The organism is Paenibacillus sp. fava2, from assembly GCF_058313675.1.
On the sequence record NZ_CM177755.1, the window covers coordinates 1,975,881 to 1,995,391 of the forward strand.

The following is a 19,511-nucleotide window of genomic DNA, read 5'->3' on the forward strand; positions in this document are numbered from 1 at the left end:
TAAAGAGGACTTCTAAAGCGATCATACCATAATTTTCAAAATATGTGTGTGACCCGGTTCAGGCTAATAAAAATTCTCCATATCTTGCCGAAACTGCCGGGGAGTCAGTCCCGTGAATTTTTTAAACACCTTGGTGAAGTAGCTCTGGTCGTTAAAATGCAGCCTGGTGGCAATATCCGACAAGGTAATGCCCGGCAGCGTCATCAGGCGTTTGGCTTCCTCAATCCGTTCACGCTGGATATAATCGCTTACGGCCAGTCCGGTTTCTTTCTTGAACAGGTGGGACAAATAGCTGGGATTTAGTCCGGCGATTTCTGCAAGCCTGCCCAGTGTAATTTCCTCGTACAAATGGTTAAAAATATAATTCTGGCACAGGGCAGACATGCGGGAATGCTTCGATCTGCGGTTATCACGGACCCGGTCGGCGAAATCGCACAGAGCGGCAGTCAGGGAGCGGTCCACAGCCGGAATATCATTTAGTTCTTCGATGTGCTGGATGTGGAAATCACTGAGGGTGTAGGCAATCTCCCAGAACAAACCGCCCTCGATCGCTGCCCGGGTCGCCAGGGTGATGGAGGAAACAGCCAGGTTTTTTTTGCTGCGCAGCCGGCTTTTTTTGGACAGCAGGCCAAAGCTTTCTTCGGGAAATGCCGCCTGGCTCGCCAGCAGCCCCTCCTTATCCCCGGCTGCAATAAAACGGAACATTTCGCGCTCCAGCATCGGGTCATGATGCAGCCATTCATTCTCCCGCCGGTAAGAAAGGTCAAGATCCGGCCCGTCACCGGTATACTCTGCTGACTGCTGAACCGGGGCAGCCAGCAGCAGGTCGGTAACCGACAAATCTTCTCCGGTTACCAGCATGTGCAGCAGGAGAGCCGCGTGGTACCATCGCGTCCGGCTCAGCACCGGCAGGCTGCGGTAGTATTGGAGCCAGCTCTCCTGCTGGCTTGGAGCAAGATTATAATCACGCATCAGGTCCGCCGCGTTGTCACCGGTAATCGGTGCCGATAGAACAGGCCCGATAATAACAGTTCCGGAGGAACCGGGCTGCCCGTCAGGAAGCCGGAGCAAAATGAACTGCTCCAGGAAGCCTGTCGTATACAGGAGCGGGAGGGATGAAGCGCCGAAGCCCTGTACCCCGGTCCGTTGGGCGGCATGGTCCGTAACCTCAGCAAGCAGACTGCCGTTTCCTTGAAGCGTTGTCCGGCACTCAAAGGACGCGGGCAGGACCAGACGTACATTGCCGCCGGCATCCAGCCAGAATACCGGAATACGGTATGCCTCATAGATTAGCTTGCATATATATGAAATCCGTCCTTTGGCGTCATCAGCATCCAGCATAAGCTCATCTCCTTTTATCCAATAAAAATACCAAAAATCAAATGAAAATGCCATAAATTCAATCTGAGCTTCGTTAAAATAATAAAAAAGAAAACGCATTCCTGGGAGGTTGACACAGTGACAAAGACGAAGACTACAACCGAGATCCGAGATCTGATCGCACAAATGACGCTGGAAGAGAAGGCCGGGCTCTGCTCGGGGCTGGATTTCTGGAATACCAAGGGCATCGAGCGGCTTGACATTCCATCCGTGATGGTTACGGACGGGCCGCACGGGTTGCGGAAGCAGCAGGAAGGCGCGGATCATCTGGGGCTGCACAACAGTGTGCCGGCAACCTGTTTTCCTTCGGCGGCAGGCCTTGCCTCGACCTGGGACCGTGATTTAATTACACAGGTTGGTGAAGCGCTCGGAGCAGAGTGCCAGGCGGAGAATGTAGCTGTGCTGCTCGGTCCGGGCAATAATATCAAGCGTTCGCCGCTGAACGGGCGGAATTTTGAATATTTTTCAGAAGATCCGTATTTGGCCTCGGAGCTGGCTGCAAGTCATGTCCGTGGTGTACAGAGCCAGGGTGTCGGAACATCGCTCAAGCATTTTGCCGCGAATAACCAGGAGCACCGCAGAATGTCTGTTGACGCCGTGATTGATGAGCGGACCCTGCGGGAGATCTATCTGGCCAGCTTCGAAGGAACCATCAAGCAGAGCCAGCCCTGGAGTGTGATGTGCTCCTACAACCAGGTGAACGGTGAGTTTGCTTCCGAGAGCGAAACGCTGCTGACCAAAGTGCTGCGCGACGAATGGGGCTTTGAAGGCTTTGTAGTATCCGACTGGGGTGCGGTGAATGAGCGGGTGAAGGCGCTGCAGGCCGGACTGGAGCTGGAAATGCCGGCAAGCGGCGGGATTGGCGATGCCAAGATTGTAGCGGCTGTCAACAGCGGCGAGCTGCCGGTGGAGACGCTGGATAAGGCTGTGGAACGGATGCTGTCCTTCGTTTTCAAAAGTGTGGAGAACCGCAAGGAGAATGCTACGTTCGATAAGGAACGTCATCATGCACTCGCGCGTCAGGTCGCCCGGGAGAGTATGGTGCTGCTGAGAAATGAAGAGGGCATTCTGCCGCTGGCGAAGAGCGGAACGATTGCCATTATCGGCGAATTTGCCAAAAAACCGCGCTATCAGGGCGGCGGCAGCTCGCATGTAAATCCGACAAAGCTGGATGATGCTTTTGCCGAGATGCAGGCGGTTGCGGGAGCTTCAGCCAGCTTCCTGTATGCGCAGGGGTATGAGCTTGAAAGCGATGAGGTCAATGAGCGTCTGCTGACAGAGGCGCAGGACGTTGCAGGTCAGGCGGATGCTGCTGTGCTGTTCCTCGGACTGCCTGACAGATACGAGTCGGAAGGCTATGACCGCAGCCATCTTTCGCTTCCGGCCAGCCATAAGGCGCTGATCGATGCGGTAGCGGAAGTCCAGGGAAACCTTATCGTTGTATTGAGCAACGGATCGCCTGTAGAGATGCCTTGGCTGACCAAAACCAAAGCGGTGCTGGAGGGGTATCTGGGCGGACAGGCTTTTGGCGGCGCAGTTGCCGATCTTCTCTTCGGTGTTGTAAGCCCAAGCGGCAAGCTGGCTGAGACCTTTCCTCAGAAGCTGAGCGACAACCCGTCGTTCCTGAACTTCCCGGGGGAAGGGGATAGGGTGGAGTACAAGGAAGGGCTGTTCGTCGGCTATCGCTATTATGATAAAAAAGAGATCGAACCGCTCTTCCCGTTCGGCTTCGGACTGAGCTATACCAGCTTTGAGTACAGCAATCTGTTGTTGAATAAACGGAGTGTTCAGGACAGTGAGACAGTGGAGGTTACCGTAACCGTGAAAAACACCGGCACTGTAGCCGGCAAAGAAACCGTACAGCTCTATGTCAGCGATGTGGAGAGCAGTGTGATCCGTCCGCTGCAGGAGCTGAAAGGCTTCGTCAAAATAGCACTCCAGCCGGGTGAAGCGCAGGAAGTTACATTTACATTGGATAAGCGTTCGTTCGCCTATTATGATGTGAAGCTGGGAGACTGGCATGTAGAGAGCGGGGAGTTTACGGTTGCCGTGGCTGCTTCTTCACGTGAAGTCCGTCTCACCGCCCCGCTGGAAGTGATCTCGGCTATAAAGACGGCCGCTAAATTCCACCGTAACACCACAGTGGGTGATTTGCTGGCCAATCCGCTGACCGCTGACAAGGCGAAGCATTACAGCAGCATCTTCGGTCTGGAGAATGCGATGGAGGACAATCCGGAAATGTTCCTGGCGATGATGAAATATATGCCGCTGCGCGCACTGATCAATTTCGGCCAAGGCAAGTATACCGAAGAGAATCTCGCAGATGATCTGCGTGAGCTGAACGCTCTGGCCGGTCAGGAGTAGACAATTTGGAGTTATCTATAAAGCTGGCAGTAGTTTTATGGACTTCGCCCTAAATGGTATCAGGGCTGCCTGTCCAGCAGAAATTCAAGGTTGCGCTGAAATACGGCAGCGGCATCCCAGCCCTGATATGCTTCCGGAATCGGAATTTCAGTAGCCGCGGGTTTGGACTCCGGACTGCGGTAAGAGCTGCTGATCGCCAGCAGGTCGTTTATGTACTGCTTCATAGATGTAATGCTTCCTGTATCACTGACCGGGCCGTGCCCCGGTACAACGCAGCGGGCATCCAGGTTCCCGAGAGTCTCCAGTGCGCTTAGCCAGCTGTGCGGATCGCCGCCTTCAAGCAGCGGATGATTGTTGACCGCGATGGCATCTCCGGCGAAGAGTATGGAGTCGGCCCCGAGATGCAGGACCGAATCACATTCTGTATGTGCCCGGCCGAGTGAGAAGAGCCTGCCGCTTCTTTTGGAACCGTGAATCCATAGCTCGTTCCCGTAAGTAACAGCGGGATAAGTAACAATCAGTGTCTCAATAGACTCGCGGATTTCCAGCAGATAGCTGTGGCGGGCGGTTAGCTGCTGCCGGGCAGCCTCCCCCTGTTCAGCATCCAAAGCGGCAGCTGCGGCGGCAATATCTTTGTTCAGTTGCGGAAGCAGCGGTGTCATCCGTTCCAGCCATTGCGGCTGGGTAGCCTGCATGAGTTCTCTGGTCCGGGCGGAGGAAACAATAGACACGCCGGGAAAACACTGATTACCACGGACATGATCTCCGTGCCAGTGGCTGTTAATAACATAGCCGATAGGCTGTGCAAGCAGGTGCAGCGCAGCTTCCCGCAGATCACGGCCGGCTTGGGGGGTGTTAAACGTATCAAAAACCAGCGTAAACCCGCCCATGTCAATAATGCCTGCATTGCTCATAGCTCCGCCTTGCTCAGTGGCAATAAGCACGTAGATGCCTTCTGCCAGCAGCTTGATGCTGAAATGCCGGGAATGAAACATCATTTTCTCTCCTTTATCTTAAAAAGTTATAAATACATAATAATACCAATTACTCTATTGCGGGAGCATGATTATTCATATCTATTTACTGACAGCTGACAGGGTTGCTTTCCGGCACGTAATTTGCTAACATACGATGTAACTTAATCAAATTGGTTTTCTAGGGTTCCGCGGCTGGTAACGGCCGGACTGGTCCGAGGGAAAACGCACGGACTCCAGTCCGTGTCTACACGGAGGGATAAAAGCCCGGGAGGTATCGTCAGCGATGACGGTGGCCTTCCGGGCTTTTATGTTGCCGGAGGAAGGCCCGGATTAAGAATTCACGTAAAGCGGGAGGAGAAAGAGATGAGCAAGAGCAGTAAGGCATGGCTGAAAATCGCAGGGGCAGCCTGTTTTGAGGTAGTCTGGGTGATCGGACTGAAGCATGCAGCGGCACCATGGGAGTGGGGCGTTACGGTATTGGCTATTATTATCAGCTTTTATGTTCTGATCTCTGCAAGCAGCAGACTGCCGGCAGGGACTGTATATGCTGTGTTTGTCGGACTGGGTACGGCCGGAACGGTCCTGGCGGATATGCTCTGGTTCGGGCAGCCGTTTCAGCTGGTGAAGGTAGTCTTGATCGTACTGCTGCTGGCCGGTGTAATCGGACTCAAGCTGGCTACCAAAGATAACGCGAAGAAGCCGGTAAAGGAGGTCTCGTAAAATGGACTGGATTATGCTGATAGGTGCCGGGTTGTGCGAGATGCTCGGTGTGGCAATGATGGCCAGGCTGCAGGCGCACCGCAACTGGCGGACACTGGCTTTGCTGATGGCAGGCTTCGGTGCCAGCTTTATACTTTTATCCCTGGCAATGGAGACGCTTCCCATGGGTACTGCTTATGCAGTGTGGACCGGGATCGGCGCTTCCGGAGGGGCCATTCTTGGCATGGTGCTGTATGGAGAATCACGGGATATGCGGCGGATATTCTGCATTGTGCTGATCCTTGGCGCGGCAGTCGGGCTGAAGCTGACCGGCTGATCTTAAGCGGCAATATGTTAAAGATTTGGACACCTGTACGATGTTTCGAACGGAGCAACATGGTAAGTATAGTAAGTATACAATCCATCTGTTAAGGAGACATCGGCATATGAACAACAGTATTCACAACCGGATCAAGCTGCAGGGCGGCGCTTCTGTCCCGAGAATCGGGCAGGGTACCTGGTTTATGGGGGAGGATGCAGCAAGCCGGGCCGAGGAAATTGCCTCACTGCGCCTTGGCGTAGAGCTTGGAATGAACCTGATCGATACCGCTGAAATGTACGGGGACGGACGCTCCGAGGAACTGGTCGGTGAAGCGATCCGGGGCATCCGCGGGGATGTTATTCTGGTGTCCAAGGTTTATCCGCACAACGCCGGGAAGGATCAGCTGGTCCGGAGCTGTGAAAGCAGCCTGAAGCGGCTCGGTACGGACCACCTGGATCTGTATCTGCTGCACTGGCGCGGCAATGTTCCTCTGGAAGAGACCGTCGAGGGTATGGAGCAGCTGGTGGCTGCCGGCAAAATCAAGCGCTGGGGTGTGTCCAACCTCGATACGGAGGATATGCGCGAGCTGCTCAGCATACCCGGCGGGGAGAAATGTGCCGTGAATCAGGTGCTGTATCATCTGGGCTCAAGAGGCATCGAACATGAGCTGCTGGCCTGGGAGCGGAGCCACAAAATTCCGGTAATGGCGTATTCTCCGCTCGCCCAGGCAGGCAGTCTGCGCAAGGGGCTGACCGAGAACATCGCGGTCCGGCACATTGCCGCGAAGCATGAGGTTACGCCGCTGCAGATTCTGCTGGCCTGGAGCATCCGCGAAGGGGACGTAATTGCCATACCGAAGGCAGCCTCACGTAAGCATGTGGAGGAGAACGCGGCAGCAGGCTCCATCAGGCTAAGCGATGAGGAGCTGCGGCAGCTGGATGAAGCTTTTCCGCAGCCGGCGTGGAGAGTTCCGCTGGATATGATTTGATTCGATTTGATTTGAATTGACTGCTGTCCGTGATTTCACGGGCGGCTTTTTTATTGATCATGAAGAAATAAGTTGCGTAGGTAACGGGTATCTAGGGTATTAAATATTAAATTTTAATTAAAATTTGCAACGATAGTTATGTAAAAGGCTTCATTCGTATACGGCTGACGTATATAGCTGAGGCTTGAAGTTGCCCGCTTAAAGATGAGCCAAGGTAGCGAAATGAAAAGCAGGTTTGTCCTTTGATTTCGCCTAATGCGGCTAAACGAGCCAAATGAAGAGCAAAAATGCTCTTGATTTCGCTCTATTCGGCTAAACGAGCCAAATGAAGAGCAAAAATGCCCTTGATTTCGCCTAATGCGGCTAAATGAGCCAAATGAAGAGCAAAAATGCCCTTGATTTCGCCTAATGCGGCTAAACGAGCCAAATGAAGAGCAAAAATGCCCTTGATTTCGCCTAATGCGGCTAAACGAGCATAATGAAGGGTATAAATGCCTTTGATTCCGCTGTTTTTTTCTGTAAGTTAGGCCATAAGGCCCGGAAAAAGCCTGTGGCAACAGCTCTTAAATGTTGTCAACAACGTTCATGACGAAACCGCATTTTCAATTTGGTGACAAAGAAAGCGCTTTGATTTACGATGTGTGCATAGGGGATGAACTTACAACAAAGCTTAAGTGTAGGAAGTCCCATTTAATTCAATAGGGGGGCATTTTATATGGCCACATCGGCGACTACGCCAGCAACACAACCTTCATCCGGCGGGGCAAGGGTGAAAGTTCAACAATTCGGCCGCTTGCTCAGCGGTATGGTTATGCCAAATATCGGTGCTTTTATCGCTTGGGGATTGATTACAGCCTTGTTCATTCCAACAGGCTGGTTTCCAAATGAAAGCCTATCCGCTCTTGTAGATCCAATGATCAAGTACCTGCTGCCGCTGCTGATCGGTTACACCGGCGGTACAATGGTACACGGCAAACGGGGCGGTGTTATCGGTGCTGTAGTTACAATGGGGGTTATCGTCGGCTCCTCCATTCCAATGTTCCTTGGAGCGATGCTCGTTGGACCGCTGGCGGGCTGGATTCTGAAACAGTTTGACAAAGCGGTTGACGGTAAAATCAAAGCCGGATTTGAAATGCTGGTCAATAACTTCTCACTTGGTATTATCGGCGGCGGATTGTCCATTGCCGCGCTGAAAGGGATCGGGCCACTGGTTGAAGGTCTTACCAACATTTTGTCCAATGGCGTGCAATTCCTGGTTGATCACAACTTGCTTCCGATCGTCAACATTATCATCGAGCCTGCAAAAGTGCTGTTCCTTAACAATGCGATCAATCACGGGGTTCTAGGACCGATTGCGCTTGAAGAATCCCAGAGAATCGGTAAATCCATTCTGTTTATGCTTGAGTCTAACCCGGGACCAGGACTTGGTATCCTGCTGGCCTACTGGCTTGTAGGACGCGGCTCTGCAAAAGCTTCTGCACCAGGTGCCGTAATCATCCACTTCCTTGGCGGTATCCATGAAATTTACTTCCCGTACATCCTGATGAATCCGCGTCTGATTCTTGCGGTAATCGGTGGCGGTGTGTCCGGTACATTTACGTTCCAGATGCTGGGTGCGGGTCTGGTAGCTTCTCCGTCCCCTGGTAGTATCTTTGCTTATTTCGCTATGACGCCTAAGGGCGGATACTTCCCGATGATTGCCGGCGTAGTTGTGGCAACTGTGGTTTCCTTTGTCCTTGCAACGCTGCTCCTGAAGACAGTGAAGAAGACGGATGAGGAAGAAATGGATCTGGAAGCAGCTTCTGCAAAAATGAAAGACATGAAGACTGCCGGTACAGCAGCTTCTGCAACTGTTGCAACTGCAGCTGCTAATAACGTTGCTGCCAACGTCCGCAACAAAGCAGATGTACGCAAAATCGTCTTCGCTTGCGATGCCGGTATGGGTTCCAGTGCGATGGGCGCTTCGGTACTGAGAAAGAAACTGCAGAGCGCAGGCGTTAATCTTACTGTAGTCAATTCGGCGGTAAGTGAAATTCCGGCGGATGCGGATATCGTTATTACCCAGAAAACGCTGACTGACCGTGCTATTGCAAGCAATCCTAATGCAGAGCATATTTCAATCGACAACTTCCTCAAGAGTCCGAAGTACGATGAACTGGTTGAGCGTTTAAAATAATCAAATACGGTTTAGAAATGACGTATAACGCTGAATAAGGAGACGCTGGCCCCCGGGAGCCAGCGTTTGTCTCCATTTTAGGGCGGAGGTACACGGTTATGAGGAAGGTTACCGCCCGGCAGCGCCAGATCATCTGGCTGCTGCTGGGCGTAAATGAAGAAATCACAGCCGCCGAAATCGCCGAAGGTATCGGGGTAAGTGTTCGAACCGTTCACCGTGAGATGGAAGACATTGAACAGCTGCTTGCAGATTTCGGCCTGGATCTTATCCGTAAGTCGGGTAAGGGCATACAGCTGAGCGGGCCGGAGGACGGCCTCGCAGAGCTTCGCCTGTTCCTGCGCCAGGAGAAGCCGGCGGAGTATTCCAGCGAGGAACGCAAGATATACGAGCTGTGTACGCTGCTTGAGGCAGAAGATCCGGTGAAGCTGTTTACTCTTGCGCATTGGCTGAAGGTAACTGTGGCCACCGTGAGCTATGATCTGGATGAGCTGGAGCCATGGGTCCGTAAATTCAATCTTCAGCTGGTCCGCAGGAGAGGCTACGGGGTTGAAATTACCGGCAGCGAGGTGGATAAGCGCAGGGCGATCGGCAGGCTGGCGGCAGAGCATCTGGATTTATCCGACCTGGTGGGACACACTCCCCAGCAGGCCAGCAGCCCCGTTTACCGGCTCCTGCTCATGACCGTCGGAAAGAACAGTCTGCTGGAAGTGGAAAGTACACTGTGGGATATGGAATGGCAGTGGACTGCAGAGCTTCCGGAAATAGTATACATGGAGATGCTGCTTGGCCTTGCCGTCACCACCCGGCGGATCTCGATCGGCCAGGGGATCGAAAACGGCGGTGACGCCGGCTATCCCAGGATGTCTGACCACCGCAACATTTCCGGTGCGGAGCAGTTTGTGGAGCGGCTCAGCCTGGCGCTTGAGGAAGATATACCTCGGGCTGAGATACTGTATATCGCCGGTCTGTTTGACCGGGCCCAGGATTCATTCCCCTCCGGCGGAATTGCTTACGGCGACATGGAACTGATGGAGACCGTCTACAGGCTGACCGAGAGTGTAGTCAGGCGGACAGGGCTGCCGTTCCAGAGCGACCGCTCCCTGCGGGAAGGGCTGCTGGAGCATATGGATCCGGCCTTCAAACGGCTGCGCGAGGGAACGCGCATCCGCAATCCGCTGCTCGGCCCGATCCGCAAAGATTATGAATATCTGTTCCAGATTGTCAGGGCTGCGGTGGAGGATCTGCAGCTGGATCTGGAGATTCCTGATGAGGAAGTGGGCTTTCTGGTCATGCATTTCGGCGCTTCCATCGAAAGGCTCAATCAGCTGAAGCGCAGTGTGCGGGCCATTCTGGTCTGTGCCAGCGGGTTAAGCTCCTCCCGTCTGCTGGCCACCCGGCTTGCCAAGGAAATGCCGCAGATTGAGATTCTCGGGAATATCTCCTGGTATGAAGCAGCCCGCCTTCCCGAGGAGGATTATGATCTGATTATTTCAACCATTGATCTGCCGCTGGATAAGGAACGGTATATCAAGATCAGCCCTCTTTTGACGGGGGATGAAATGGAGAAGCTTTTAAGCTATATTCAGAATATCACGCTGCGGGAGCGGGAGAGCGTTCCTGGCGGTGAGAATGACCGTTCCGTACGGGATGACAATGCGCTGGACCGCTTAAGAAGCTATAAAGGCATACTGGATGAGACGGTCAGCCTGCTGGACCGGTTCCGCTTTTATCCGCTAGATAATGAAGGAATCCCTCTGCAGGCTACCATTGCTGCAATGCTTGATTCGCTTAGGGGCACGGGGGTTGTCGGGGATGCGGATATCCTGCTGGAGCGGCTGCTGGAACGGGAAAGAATGTCCAGCCAGGTCATCCCGGATACCGGACTGGCGCTGTTTCATACCCGCAGCAGCCACATCCTGATGTCATCCCTGACCCTTTATCGTCTGCAAGAGCCGGTTGTGCTGGAAGGCAACACGGAGGTAAGGGTCATCCTGCTGATGCTTGCCCCGCGCAGGCTGTCCAAGGAGAGTCTGGAGGTCCTGAGCGAGATCAGTGCCATGCTGCTGAATTCAGAGCTGGTGAAGCTGCTGGAGGAGCGGACTGAATCCGAAATCCGCAGCTACCTGTCGTCAGAACTGCTGCATTTCTTCGAAAATAAAATGTGAAAGCGAGAGAAACCATATGAGTATACTGTCAGAAAACAAGATTATTATGAACGGTGCCGCCAAAGACAAATATGAAGCGATCACCATGGCCGGCAAGCTGCTGGTTGATGCAGGACATGTAACGGAGGAATACGTGCCGAAGATGCTGGAGCGCGAAGAAGTCGTGTCCACCTACATGGGCGGCGGGCTTGCCATTCCGCATGGTACGAAGGAAGCAAGACCTTTTATCAAATCTACCGGTCTTTCCGTGATCCGCTTTCCGGACGGCGTTGACTTTGGCGGCGATGAGCCTGCTTTTGTCGTAATCGGGATTGCGGCTGCAGGGGATGGACATATGGAAGTGCTGACGAATGTAGCGATGATCTTCACTGAAGACGACGCCATTGAGCGTGTAATGAATGCCCCTACTCCTGCTGACGTTATTGCGATCTTTGAAGGAGGCCTTGAATAATGAAGGCTGTTCATTTCGGTGCAGGCAATATCGGCAGAGGGTTCATCGGTCTGCTGCTTTCACAGGCAGGCTATGAGGTCTGTTTTGTGGATGTAAATGAAGCTTTTGTATCCCAGCTCAAGGAGCGCGGGGAATATCCGGTAACTCTGGCTAGCGAAGGACAGGAAACGGTTATCGTAAAAAAGGTTACAGCGCTGAGCAGTGTTACCCATGCTGAAGAAGTGGCGGCGGCAATTGCTGAAGCGGATCTGGTTACTACTGCGGTCGGCGTATCCATTCTGAAGCATATTGCGGGTGTGGTGGCCGAAGGCATCAAGAGACGGGTTGCCTTTTCCGACAAGCCGCTCCATGTAATTGCCTGCGAGAATGCCATCGGCGGCAGCGCCCAGCTCAAAGAGCTGGTTTATGCACAGCTGGATGATACTGCCCGTGCCAAGGCGGATGCCTCGGTAGCGTTCCCGAACGCAGCAGTAGACCGGATTGTACCGCTGCAGCAGCATGAGGACATTCTTAAGGTCGTGGTAGAGCCTTTTTACGAGTGGGTGGTGGATGCATCCCAGATGCTTCCGGGATATACACCGGTTGAAGGCGTACATTATGTGGAGAACCTGGAGCCGTATATCGAGCGCAAGCTGTTCACGGTTAACACCGGACACTGCTCCGCGGCATATCTGGGCTTCCTGCGCGGCTATGAAACCATTCAGCAGGCAATGGCGGATGAGAATCTAACTGCCCTGGTCCGCGAAGTGCTGGAAGAAACAGGTGCCGTATTGGTGCAGAAGCATGGCTTCGACAGCGCAGAGCACAGCAAATATATCGACAAAATCCTGGAGCGGTTCCGCAATCCGGCCCTGACCGATGAAGTGTCCCGTGTCGGCCGCTCGCCGATCCGCAAGCTGTCACCGAATGACCGTCTGGTATCGCCTGCCCTGCAGGCTTATGACCGCGGCCTGAGCTACAAGGCATTGACTCGTTCCATGGCCGGTGCACTGCTGTTCCAGGCAGCCGATGATCCCGAAGCGGTAGAGCTGCAGGCTGCTATTGCCGAGCTTGGCGTTGAAGCTGCACTGACCCAATATACCGGGCTCGCTGCTGACCATGCCGTTCATCAGTCTGTGATGGCGGAATACGCAGCTCTGAAATAAGAGGTTTTAAGACTATAGCAACCCCAAAAAGAGCAAGACCCTTCCGATGCCGGAAAGGTCTTGCTCTTTTTTACTTTTGAATCGGTTCCCAGTGCCTGAGCTCCCCGATCGAATCACGCTCAGACCAATAACTCCGCAGCTCTATAGAGTCCCTTTTTACCAGAAAACCATAATGCACATCCGGCTCGTTAGCAAACGTGACTTCAATAATATAAGGATTTCTGGATGCATAAGAATCCTCACGGTGCGGAACCGTCCAGAAGGTCCAGGCTTCATCAGGGTATTTCTGTTCCAGATATTGATTTAGCGTAACCGCCTTGCGGGCGATCTGGGAATCAATATAAGCTGGACGATACATAAAGAAACCGAAGGACAATAAAACGTATAAGCCTGCAGCAATATAAATCCACTTTCTTCTGGACTTCCGGAACAAGAGAGAGGCAAGCAAAATGACGAAAAACATGATCATGGCTAAACCATATTCTATTATTTCAGTAGGATGCATGTCTTCTCCTCGCTTTACTGCAATTTAGCTGTTTTCCAGAATAGTCTGCAGTGTGGTGCGGTCCAGTCCTTCCACCAGCTTGATCAGCAGCTCCTTGGCCGCTTCGTAGTCGTCGCTGTGAATGACAGAGGAGGCGGTGTGGATGTAGCGGGAGCAGATGCCGATAACCGCTGAAGGTACGCCGATGCCGCTGGTATGAACCGCTCCGGCATCCGTTCCGCCCTGGGAAACGAAGTACTGGTATTTGATCTTATGGGTGTCCGCTGTATCCTGCACATATTCTATCAGCCCGCGGTGGGTAATCATTGTCGGGTCAAAGATACGCAGCAGCGCGCCCTGTCCGAGCTGTCCGAACGCCTGGCGGTCGCCGGTCATGTCGGCAGCGGCACTGGCGTCCAGGCCGAAGAAAATGTCCGGATTCAGCAGGTTAGCGGCCGTACGGGCACCGCGCAGGCCCACTTCTTCCTGTACTGTAGCACCGGCGTAGACCGTGTTCGGCAGCTGCTTGCCATGCAGCGCCTTCACCAGCTCAAGGACCAGCCCGACACCGTAGCGGTTATCCCAGGCCTTGGCCATGATCTTCTTCGGGTTGGCCAGCGGGGTGAACGGGCATACAGGGAGAATCTGCTGGCCGGGCTTTACGCCGAAGCTTTCGGCTTCTTCCTTGCTGTCGGCACCGATGTCCAGATACATCTTGCTGATTTCACCGGTTTTGTTACGTTCTTCGGGCGAAAGCAGATGTATCGGGGTACTGCCGACAACCCCGTCAAGCACACGGTCAGGTGTAATGATCTGCAGCCGCTGTGAAGCAACCGCCGAAGCCAGCCAGCCGCCGAGCGGTGTAAAGCGGATCATACCGCCAGGGGTAATGCCGGTAACCATAAAGCCGACTTCGTCAAAGTGTCCGGCAACCATAATTTTCGGGCCGTTCTCGGCACCGCGCAGCACGCCGAACAGGCTGCCGAGCCGGTCCTGTACAAATTCATCCGTATAAGGTGACATAGCGTTCTTGACATAAGCGCGCAGTTCGCGCTCGAAACCCGGGGCTGCCGGGAATTCGGTCAGTGTTTTGAACATGTCCATCGTTTCCTGATTCATATTGTAACGCTCCTTTTCTCGACCTCAAGAGTTCAGATTCAACCTATATAGTATGAACTTCACCGGCCCGAATGTCTATCTTTCGCGGATGATCCGGGCGGACACCGGGGGCTGCGCGGCTGAATAACATATTGTAACGGGTCTGCAGGCAGGAGCCGGGAAAGGAAGCGGATAGAATGAGGGTTGCAGGAAGCAGTTCCAGGCCTTTTACCCCAAGAAGGGTTCCGACCAGGGCACGTACGAGCGGCATTCAGCGTAAGTACCGCCGCCGCCGTGACGCGCGCGAAAGCGAGATTGTGCTGATCTTGGTTCTGTTTATGCTGCTTATAGTGGTGCTGCTGTTTTTTTCCTGAGTATGCAGGGACATAACAAGACGGAATACGGTGAACAATAAGGAAAAACTTCTAGGCGAAGAAGAACCGGAGGGAAGCGGACAATAAGACTGACTTGGCGGCTTCCCTTCGCACATATTCCAGGAGGTGTCCTATTTTGCCGGCAAAAACAAAGAAAAACGGTGTAAAGCTGCGGCTCGACACCATGACTCCCAAGGACTACGAGAAGCTGTCCAAGCCGTTTGTCCCCTCACGTCCGGTATTTAAAAACTGTGTCCGTGCCTTTTTATCGGGCGGTCTGATCTGTGTATTGGGACAAGCAATCCAGGAGGCCTTCATGGCGATCTTTGATATGACCTCCCGAGAAGCCTCAAGCCCCACGGTAGCGGTTCTAATTCTGCTGTCCGTCATTCTCACCAGCTTTGGCGTTTACGACAAGCTGGCTCAGTGGTGCGGTGCCGGAACAGCGGTACCCGTTACCGGCTTTGCCAACAGCATGTGCTCAGCAGCGCTTGAACACCGTGCAGAGGGTCTTGTGCTCGGCGTTGGCGGCAATATGTTCAAGCTGGCCGGCTCCGTTATCGTATTTGGCGTGGTAGCTGCCTTTGTGGTGGGCGTAGTATATGCCGTTATGGGCTGGGGAGGGACTCACTAACTATGGAGCAGCTGGGCAGCCAGACCTGGAAATTCACCACCCGTCCTGTCATTCTTGGTTCCTCTGCGGTTGTAGGGCCTGAGGAAGGGGAAGGACCCTTGGCCTCGGATTTTGATTTTATCTACGATTCACTTGAAATGGGCGAGAAAACCTGGGAGAAGGCAGAGCGCGCCCTGTTCGAAAAAGCCTCCAAGCTGGCGCTGATGAATGCCGCAATTGAGCAGGAACAGCTGGAGTTCTTCGTCGGCGGCGACCTGATGAACCAGATTATCAGCAGCTCTTTTGCCGCACGGAAGCTTGGCGTTCCTTACCTGGGTGTCTTCGGGGCCTGCTCGACCTCCATGGAGAGTCTGGCGATAGCCTCGATGATCATTGATTCAGGCGGCGGCAAGTATGCGCTGGCCGGAACCTCAAGCCATAACTGTACAGTAGAGAAGCAGTTCCGCTATCCGACCGAATACGGCTCGCAGAAGCCGCCGACGGCCCAGTATACCATTACCGGCTCCGGCTGTGCGATAGTCGGTCGCAACGACGGCAACGCTCAGGGAACACAGGTTCATGTCGTTTCAGCGACGATCGGCCGGATCATGGATCTGGGCCTGACAGACCCGTTCAATATGGGAACCGCGATGGCCCCGGCAGCTGCGGATACGATAACCGCCCATTTCCGCGATACGGGCCTTACGCCCGGGCATTATGACCTGATTGTAACCGGTGATCTTGCATCGGTAGGGCTGCCGATTGCCAAGGAGCTGCTGGCTGAAGAGGGCATCCCGATGGAACAGACTACGTTTGACGACTGCGGCCTGCTTATATTTAATCTGGACAAGCAAAAATATGTAATTGCCGGCGGAAGCGGCTGCGGCTGCTCTGCAGTTGTCACATACGGCCACATTCTGAAGCGGATGAGAAAAGGGGAGCTGAAACGGGTGCTTGTCGTGGCAACCGGAGCACTGCTGTCCCCGCTGTCCTATCAGCAGGGGGAGAGCATTCCATGCGTAGCCCATGCTGTAGCCCTTGAGATCGGAGGTGAAGGACAATGATCTACCTCTGGGCTTTTCTTGTTGGCGGAGCTATATGTGTGATCGGCCAGCTGATGTTCGATGTGCTTGCATTGACGCCGGCTCATACCATGAGTACACTCGTCGTGCTGGGAGCGGCGGCGGATGCATTCGGATTGTATGACCCGCTGGTAAAATTCGCCGGAGCCGGTGCCAGTGTGCCGATTACAAGCTTCGGTAACTCACTGGTGCACGGTGCGTTAACCGAGCTGGAGCGTGACGGCTGGGTCGGCGTAGTGACCGGGATATTTGACGTTACCAGCGCCGGGATTTCTTCGGCAATTGTGTTCTCGTTCCTGGCGGCACTCGTTGTAAGGCCAAAGGGCTAACTCTCTTTTTCGTTAAAGTGAACAGAGTATGAACAAAGGCCGCTGCAGAGTGGTCTTTTTTTTCATTTTAACCGGGATAGAATATCAAAAAAATGTCGATTATTGACGATATATAGCCTTAGAAGTTAGGTATATACATAAAGACAGGGGACGTGCACAAGTTGCAGAATCAGCGGAAGGTCGAGTTGTTTGGGAAAAGAAACAAAATTATTATCGCTATTTTTTGGGTTATAACCGTAATTGGGGTTATTCTGGCCTTTCAGACCCCCAAGCTCTGGGGGACAAGCGCAGTAGCTGTTCCGCTCGCAGTCGGATTGACTCTGTTTAACAACCGGCGGAAAGGGGTGCTTGTCATCCCATGGATTATTACAGGTGTCCTTACTGTTATGGCCTTTTATTTAACCCTGGGCTCGTTAAACAGTCTGGTTGTATTGCTGCTATGCTCACTGCTTCTACTCTATCCGCACTATAAATATTACACAACGGCTTCCGGGATAAGCGCTGTTCTGATTCTGGCCCAGCAGCTCAGAGGACCGGAGGATGCCGCCGGCTCGGAGAGTAAGCTGCTCCTCTACTTTTCCGGGATCGGCCTGTATCTCATAATCAGTATCGTGCTCTTTGTTGTTTCTTACCTGAATGAGAAGCTTCAGCATCAAAGCGAACAGCAGCGTGAGCAGGTTGAAGCCTCCGGCGAACAGGTAGAATTCCTGCTTGAACGGGTGAAGACCGCGGTGGACGGCCTTTATGAGTTTACGGGCAGATTTAAGGTAGAGGTAGAGATGGCCGGAGCTATAACAAGTGAAGTGGCCATCGGTTTCCAGGAGGTTTCCAAAGGCATTGAATATCAGGCCGGCAGCATCGGTGAAATTACGGAGGCCATTTCGGTCTCTGACCAGCATATCCGTGATGTGGCCGGGTACTCGCAGGAAATGAAAAAGCTGTCTGCAGAAACGGCTGCGGTCAGCGAGCAGGGTAGCGGAAACGTCTCGCTGCTGGCAGGACAGTTCTCCGAGCTCAGAGAGATGATGGAGCAGACCTCGAATCAGATGCTGGAATTCAGCCGGCGCAGCCATGAAATCAATGAAATGCTTGAAGGGATAACCCAGATTTCCAGGCAGACGAATCTGCTTGCCCTTAATGCTTCCATCGAAGCAGCCCGCGCGGGCGAACATGGACGGGGCTTTGCCGTGGTTGCCGGAGAGGTGCGGAAGCTGGCTGAGGACTCCGGTAAAACAGCGGATTCAATCAGCGGCGTAATCGCCGGCCTGCAGCAGCAGACAGACGCCCTAATTGCCCAATTTGAGCAGAGCCGCGATATTCTGCTGACGGGCAGCGAGTCGGTGCAGCGGACGGAAGAAGTGTTTCAGTCCATTCTGCTCAATGCCCATAAAGTGCTGGAGCAGGCCGGTGATGTGGAGCAGAGCTCGGCAGGCATGAAGCAGTTCTCTGAAAAGATTGTCAATGAAATAACCGAGTTCTCCAGTGTAACAGAACAGTCCAGTGCCGCGACAGAGGAGATTCTGGCCGGAGTAGAGGAGCAGCGCACGATGACAGACAACATGGTGGGCAGCTTTAAGCAGCTGGAGAGCCTGATTGTCAGCCTGAATGAACTTGTTGGTGATCATAAACAGGCTTAGCAGGATACAGGGATCAAGCAGCGCAGGGCAGCTGTTCAACCTTCGGGGAGAGCGGCTGTCCTGTTTGCTATAGTTTGCGGCATGCAGAATCCTCACGGATTTTTGTGATTTATTACAAGAAACTAGCGGATTCGCTTCTTTCATTTGTAAAACAGGCTATATGTTCCGGCTCTGCCAACTTCAATGTCTTCAATAATGTACTTTGGGTCCCATAATCATGTAAAATATAAATATTACTGCTTATTCTGACATAGGAGGTCTAATCATATATGCCCGTACGTCAAGAATCCACGCAAATTATGAAGGCTGTTCGCTCTAACCTGGAATCCTGCATACTTGGAAAATCATTTGAAATAGAATTGCTGCTCACAGCACTTCTGGCCGGTGGACATGTCCTGATTGAGGATGTTCCCGGAACCGGCAAAACGCAGCTCATACGGGCGTTGTCACGGTCCATGTCGGGTGATTACCGGCGGATCCAGTGCAATCCGGATATTCTGCCGAGTGATATTACCGGGGTATCCGTCTACCATCCGCGCGATGAAATGTTCTATTTCCGGCCCGGGCCGGTTATGACCAATATCCTGCTGGCCGATGAAATTAACCGGGCAACCACGAAGACACAGTCAGCGCTGCTTGAGGTTATGGAGGAACGAAATGTGACGGTGGACGGCGAAACCTATCCGCTGCCGCACCCGTTCATGCTCTGTGCCACGCAGAACCCGATTGATTTTGAAGGCACCTATACGCTGCCTGAAGCCCAGCTTGACCGTTTTATGCTTCGCATCAGTCTCGGGTATCCGGACAGCGAAACAGAGAAGAATCTGCTGCTCAGCCATCAGGCAGGTCAGCCTGTGGACAAGCTGACACCGGTAACGGGCATGGAGCAGATTGCGGCGATCCAGGAGGAGATCCGCGAGGTGTATATGAGTGAACCTGTCCTTGGATATCTGCTGGACATTGTCCGCCAGACACGGGAGCACCCGCTGGTGCTGCTGGGCGCAAGCCCCCGTGCCTCGCTGTCTTTCATGATGGCCTGCAAGGCGTATGCTTTCCTTCAGGAGCGCGATTATGTGCTGCCGGATGATGTCAAGATTCTCACGCCTTATGCCCTGGGGCACCGTATCATTCTGCGTCCGGAATCGCGGCTGGACAATGTTAACGTGGAGTCTCTGCTGCAAAAGCTGCTGCAGGGCATCCGTGTGCCCGTTACGATGAGGCAATAGC

Annotated in this window: 18 protein-coding genes and 1 riboswitch; of the genes, 14 read left to right on the plus strand and 4 right to left on the minus strand. The window is 53.4% G+C overall.

Going from position 1 to position 19,511, the window contains the following annotated elements; genetic code table 11:
* Window positions 1-63: 63 nt before the first annotated feature.
* Window positions 64-1,341 (minus strand): helix-turn-helix domain-containing protein, encoded by a 1,278-nt coding sequence (locus AC4G46_RS08255; protein WP_491127507.1) that lies wholly within the window; start codon window positions 1,339-1,341, stop codon window positions 64-66.
* Between the two features lie 165 nt (window positions 1,342-1,506).
* On the opposite strand from AC4G46_RS08255, the gene AC4G46_RS08260 reads away from it, so the two are divergent.
* A complete protein-coding gene (locus AC4G46_RS08260) occupies window positions 1,507-3,744 on the plus strand; it encodes a glycoside hydrolase family 3 C-terminal domain-containing protein (RefSeq protein ID WP_491128820.1) in 2,238 nt (745 codons plus the stop codon).
* Between the two features lie 59 nt (window positions 3,745-3,803).
* Here AC4G46_RS08260 and AC4G46_RS08265 read toward each other — a convergent pair whose 3' ends face one another.
* Window positions 3,804-4,742 (minus strand): MBL fold metallo-hydrolase, encoded by a 939-nt coding sequence (locus tag AC4G46_RS08265; RefSeq protein ID WP_491127508.1) that lies wholly within the window; start codon window positions 4,740-4,742, stop codon window positions 3,804-3,806.
* Window positions 4,743-4,888: 146 nt separating this feature from the next.
* Window positions 4,889-4,994: riboswitch (guanidine-I (ykkC/yxkD leader) on the plus strand.
* A 90-nt stretch (window positions 4,995-5,084) separates the two neighbouring features.
* Between AC4G46_RS08265 and AC4G46_RS08270 the strand changes: the two genes are divergently transcribed.
* The 7 genes from AC4G46_RS08270 (at window position 5,085) to AC4G46_RS08300 (ending at window position 12,667) form a co-directional block, all read left to right on the plus strand.
* Entirely contained in the window at window positions 5,085-5,441 is a 357-nt protein-coding gene (locus AC4G46_RS08270) for a DMT family transporter (protein WP_491127509.1), read from the plus strand.
* A 1-nt stretch (window position 5,442) separates the two neighbouring features.
* Window positions 5,443-5,757, plus strand: a complete 315-nt coding sequence (locus AC4G46_RS08275; RefSeq protein WP_491127510.1) for a DMT family transporter — start codon at window positions 5,443-5,445, stop codon at window positions 5,755-5,757.
* Between the two features lie 109 nt (window positions 5,758-5,866).
* Window positions 5,867-6,730 (plus strand): aldo/keto reductase, encoded by an 864-nt coding sequence (locus tag AC4G46_RS08280; RefSeq protein ID WP_491127511.1) that lies wholly within the window; start codon window positions 5,867-5,869, stop codon window positions 6,728-6,730.
* Window positions 6,731-7,445: 715 nt separating this feature from the next.
* Entirely contained in the window at window positions 7,446-8,906 is a 1,461-nt protein-coding gene (locus AC4G46_RS08285) for a PTS mannitol transporter subunit IIBC (RefSeq protein ID WP_491127512.1), read from the plus strand.
* A gap of 98 nt (window positions 8,907-9,004) precedes the next feature.
* Complete coding sequence (locus AC4G46_RS08290; RefSeq protein ID WP_491127513.1) at window positions 9,005-11,071, plus strand: BglG family transcription antiterminator; 2,067 nt, start codon at window positions 9,005-9,007, stop codon at window positions 11,069-11,071.
* 16 nt (window positions 11,072-11,087) lie between these two features.
* Complete coding sequence (locus tag AC4G46_RS08295; protein ID WP_068721915.1) at window positions 11,088-11,522, plus strand: PTS mannitol transporter subunit IIA; 435 nt, start codon at window positions 11,088-11,090, stop codon at window positions 11,520-11,522.
* Window positions 11,522-12,667, plus strand: coding sequence for a mannitol-1-phosphate 5-dehydrogenase (locus AC4G46_RS08300; protein ID WP_491127514.1), 1,146 nt, complete (start codon window positions 11,522-11,524; stop codon window positions 12,665-12,667). Before AC4G46_RS08295 ends, AC4G46_RS08300 begins: the two co-directional genes overlap by 1 nt.
* A gap of 70 nt (window positions 12,668-12,737) precedes the next feature.
* Here AC4G46_RS08300 and AC4G46_RS08305 read toward each other — a convergent pair whose 3' ends face one another.
* Window positions 12,738-13,136 carry a hypothetical protein gene (locus AC4G46_RS08305; RefSeq protein ID WP_491127515.1) on the minus strand — a complete coding sequence of 133 codons (399 nt, stop codon included), beginning with the start codon at window positions 13,134-13,136 and terminating at the stop codon, window positions 12,738-12,740.
* A 60-nt stretch (window positions 13,137-13,196) separates the two neighbouring features.
* Window positions 13,197-14,270, minus strand: a complete 1,074-nt coding sequence (locus AC4G46_RS08310) for a M42 family metallopeptidase (RefSeq protein ID WP_491127516.1) — start codon at window positions 14,268-14,270, stop codon at window positions 13,197-13,199.
* A gap of 176 nt (window positions 14,271-14,446) precedes the next feature.
* Here AC4G46_RS08310 and AC4G46_RS08315 point away from each other — a divergent pair, with 176 nt between their 5' ends.
* The 6 genes from AC4G46_RS08315 (at window position 14,447) to AC4G46_RS08340 (ending at window position 19,510) form a co-directional block, all read left to right on the plus strand.
* Window positions 14,447-14,623, plus strand: a complete 177-nt coding sequence (locus tag AC4G46_RS08315) for a hypothetical protein (RefSeq protein WP_491127517.1) — start codon at window positions 14,447-14,449, stop codon at window positions 14,621-14,623.
* A gap of 136 nt (window positions 14,624-14,759) precedes the next feature.
* On the plus strand, window positions 14,760-15,257 hold the full coding sequence (gene spoVAC, locus AC4G46_RS08320; protein WP_491127518.1) for a stage V sporulation protein AC: 498 nt from the start codon (window positions 14,760-14,762) through the stop codon (window positions 15,255-15,257).
* Window positions 15,258-15,259: 2 nt separating this feature from the next.
* Window positions 15,260-16,300 carry a stage V sporulation protein AD gene (gene spoVAD, locus AC4G46_RS08325; RefSeq protein ID WP_491127519.1) on the plus strand — a complete coding sequence of 347 codons (1,041 nt, stop codon included), beginning with the start codon at window positions 15,260-15,262 and terminating at the stop codon, window positions 16,298-16,300.
* Window positions 16,297-16,647 carry a stage V sporulation protein AE gene (gene spoVAE / locus AC4G46_RS08330; RefSeq protein ID WP_068721920.1) on the plus strand — a complete coding sequence of 117 codons (351 nt, stop codon included), beginning with the start codon at window positions 16,297-16,299 and terminating at the stop codon, window positions 16,645-16,647. Before spoVAD ends, spoVAE begins: the two co-directional genes overlap by 4 nt.
* 161 nt (window positions 16,648-16,808) lie before the next feature.
* Window positions 16,809-18,284, plus strand: coding sequence for a methyl-accepting chemotaxis protein (locus AC4G46_RS08335; protein ID WP_491127520.1), 1,476 nt, complete (start codon window positions 16,809-16,811; stop codon window positions 18,282-18,284).
* Window positions 18,285-18,553: 269 nt separating this feature from the next.
* The gene (locus tag AC4G46_RS08340) at window positions 18,554-19,510 is read left to right on the plus strand and encodes an AAA family ATPase (protein ID WP_090714750.1); all 957 of its coding nucleotides are present in this window, start codon (window positions 18,554-18,556) and stop codon (window positions 19,508-19,510) included.
* Window position 19,511 lies beyond the last annotated feature (1 nt).

What these genes read in the sequence shown, in the direction of transcription:
- AC4G46_RS08255 (WP_491127507.1), bottom strand. Translation starts at nt 1,341, where the DNA reads ATGCTGGATGCTGATGACGCCAAAGGACGGATTTCATATATATGCAAG.
- AC4G46_RS08260 (WP_491128820.1), top strand. Translation starts at nt 1,507, where the DNA reads ATGACGCTGGAAGAGAAGGCCGGGCTCTGCTCGGGGCTGGATTTCTGG.
- AC4G46_RS08265 (WP_491127508.1), bottom strand. Translation starts at nt 4,742, where the DNA reads ATGATGTTTCATTCCCGGCATTTCAGCATCAAGCTGCTGGCAGAAGGC.
- AC4G46_RS08270 (WP_491127509.1), top strand. Translation starts at nt 5,085, where the DNA reads ATGAGCAAGAGCAGTAAGGCATGGCTGAAAATCGCAGGGGCAGCCTGT.
- AC4G46_RS08275 (WP_491127510.1), top strand. Translation starts at nt 5,443, where the DNA reads ATGGACTGGATTATGCTGATAGGTGCCGGGTTGTGCGAGATGCTCGGT.
- AC4G46_RS08280 (WP_491127511.1), top strand. Translation starts at nt 5,867, where the DNA reads ATGAACAACAGTATTCACAACCGGATCAAGCTGCAGGGCGGCGCTTCT.
- AC4G46_RS08285 (WP_491127512.1), top strand. Translation starts at nt 7,446, where the DNA reads ATGGCCACATCGGCGACTACGCCAGCAACACAACCTTCATCCGGCGGG.
- AC4G46_RS08290 (WP_491127513.1), top strand. Translation starts at nt 9,005, where the DNA reads ATGAGGAAGGTTACCGCCCGGCAGCGCCAGATCATCTGGCTGCTGCTG.
- AC4G46_RS08295 (WP_068721915.1), top strand. Translation starts at nt 11,088, where the DNA reads ATGAGTATACTGTCAGAAAACAAGATTATTATGAACGGTGCCGCCAAA.
- AC4G46_RS08300 (WP_491127514.1), top strand. Translation starts at nt 11,522, where the DNA reads ATGAAGGCTGTTCATTTCGGTGCAGGCAATATCGGCAGAGGGTTCATC.
- AC4G46_RS08305 (WP_491127515.1), bottom strand. Translation starts at nt 13,136, where the DNA reads ATGATCATGTTTTTCGTCATTTTGCTTGCCTCTCTCTTGTTCCGGAAG.
- AC4G46_RS08310 (WP_491127516.1), bottom strand. Translation starts at nt 14,270, where the DNA reads ATGAATCAGGAAACGATGGACATGTTCAAAACACTGACCGAATTCCCG.
- AC4G46_RS08315 (WP_491127517.1), top strand. Translation starts at nt 14,447, where the DNA reads ATGAGGGTTGCAGGAAGCAGTTCCAGGCCTTTTACCCCAAGAAGGGTT.
- spoVAD (WP_491127519.1), top strand. Translation starts at nt 15,260, where the DNA reads ATGGAGCAGCTGGGCAGCCAGACCTGGAAATTCACCACCCGTCCTGTC.
- spoVAE (WP_068721920.1), top strand. Translation starts at nt 16,297, where the DNA reads ATGATCTACCTCTGGGCTTTTCTTGTTGGCGGAGCTATATGTGTGATC.
- AC4G46_RS08340 (WP_090714750.1), top strand. Translation starts at nt 18,554, where the DNA reads ATGCCCGTACGTCAAGAATCCACGCAAATTATGAAGGCTGTTCGCTCT.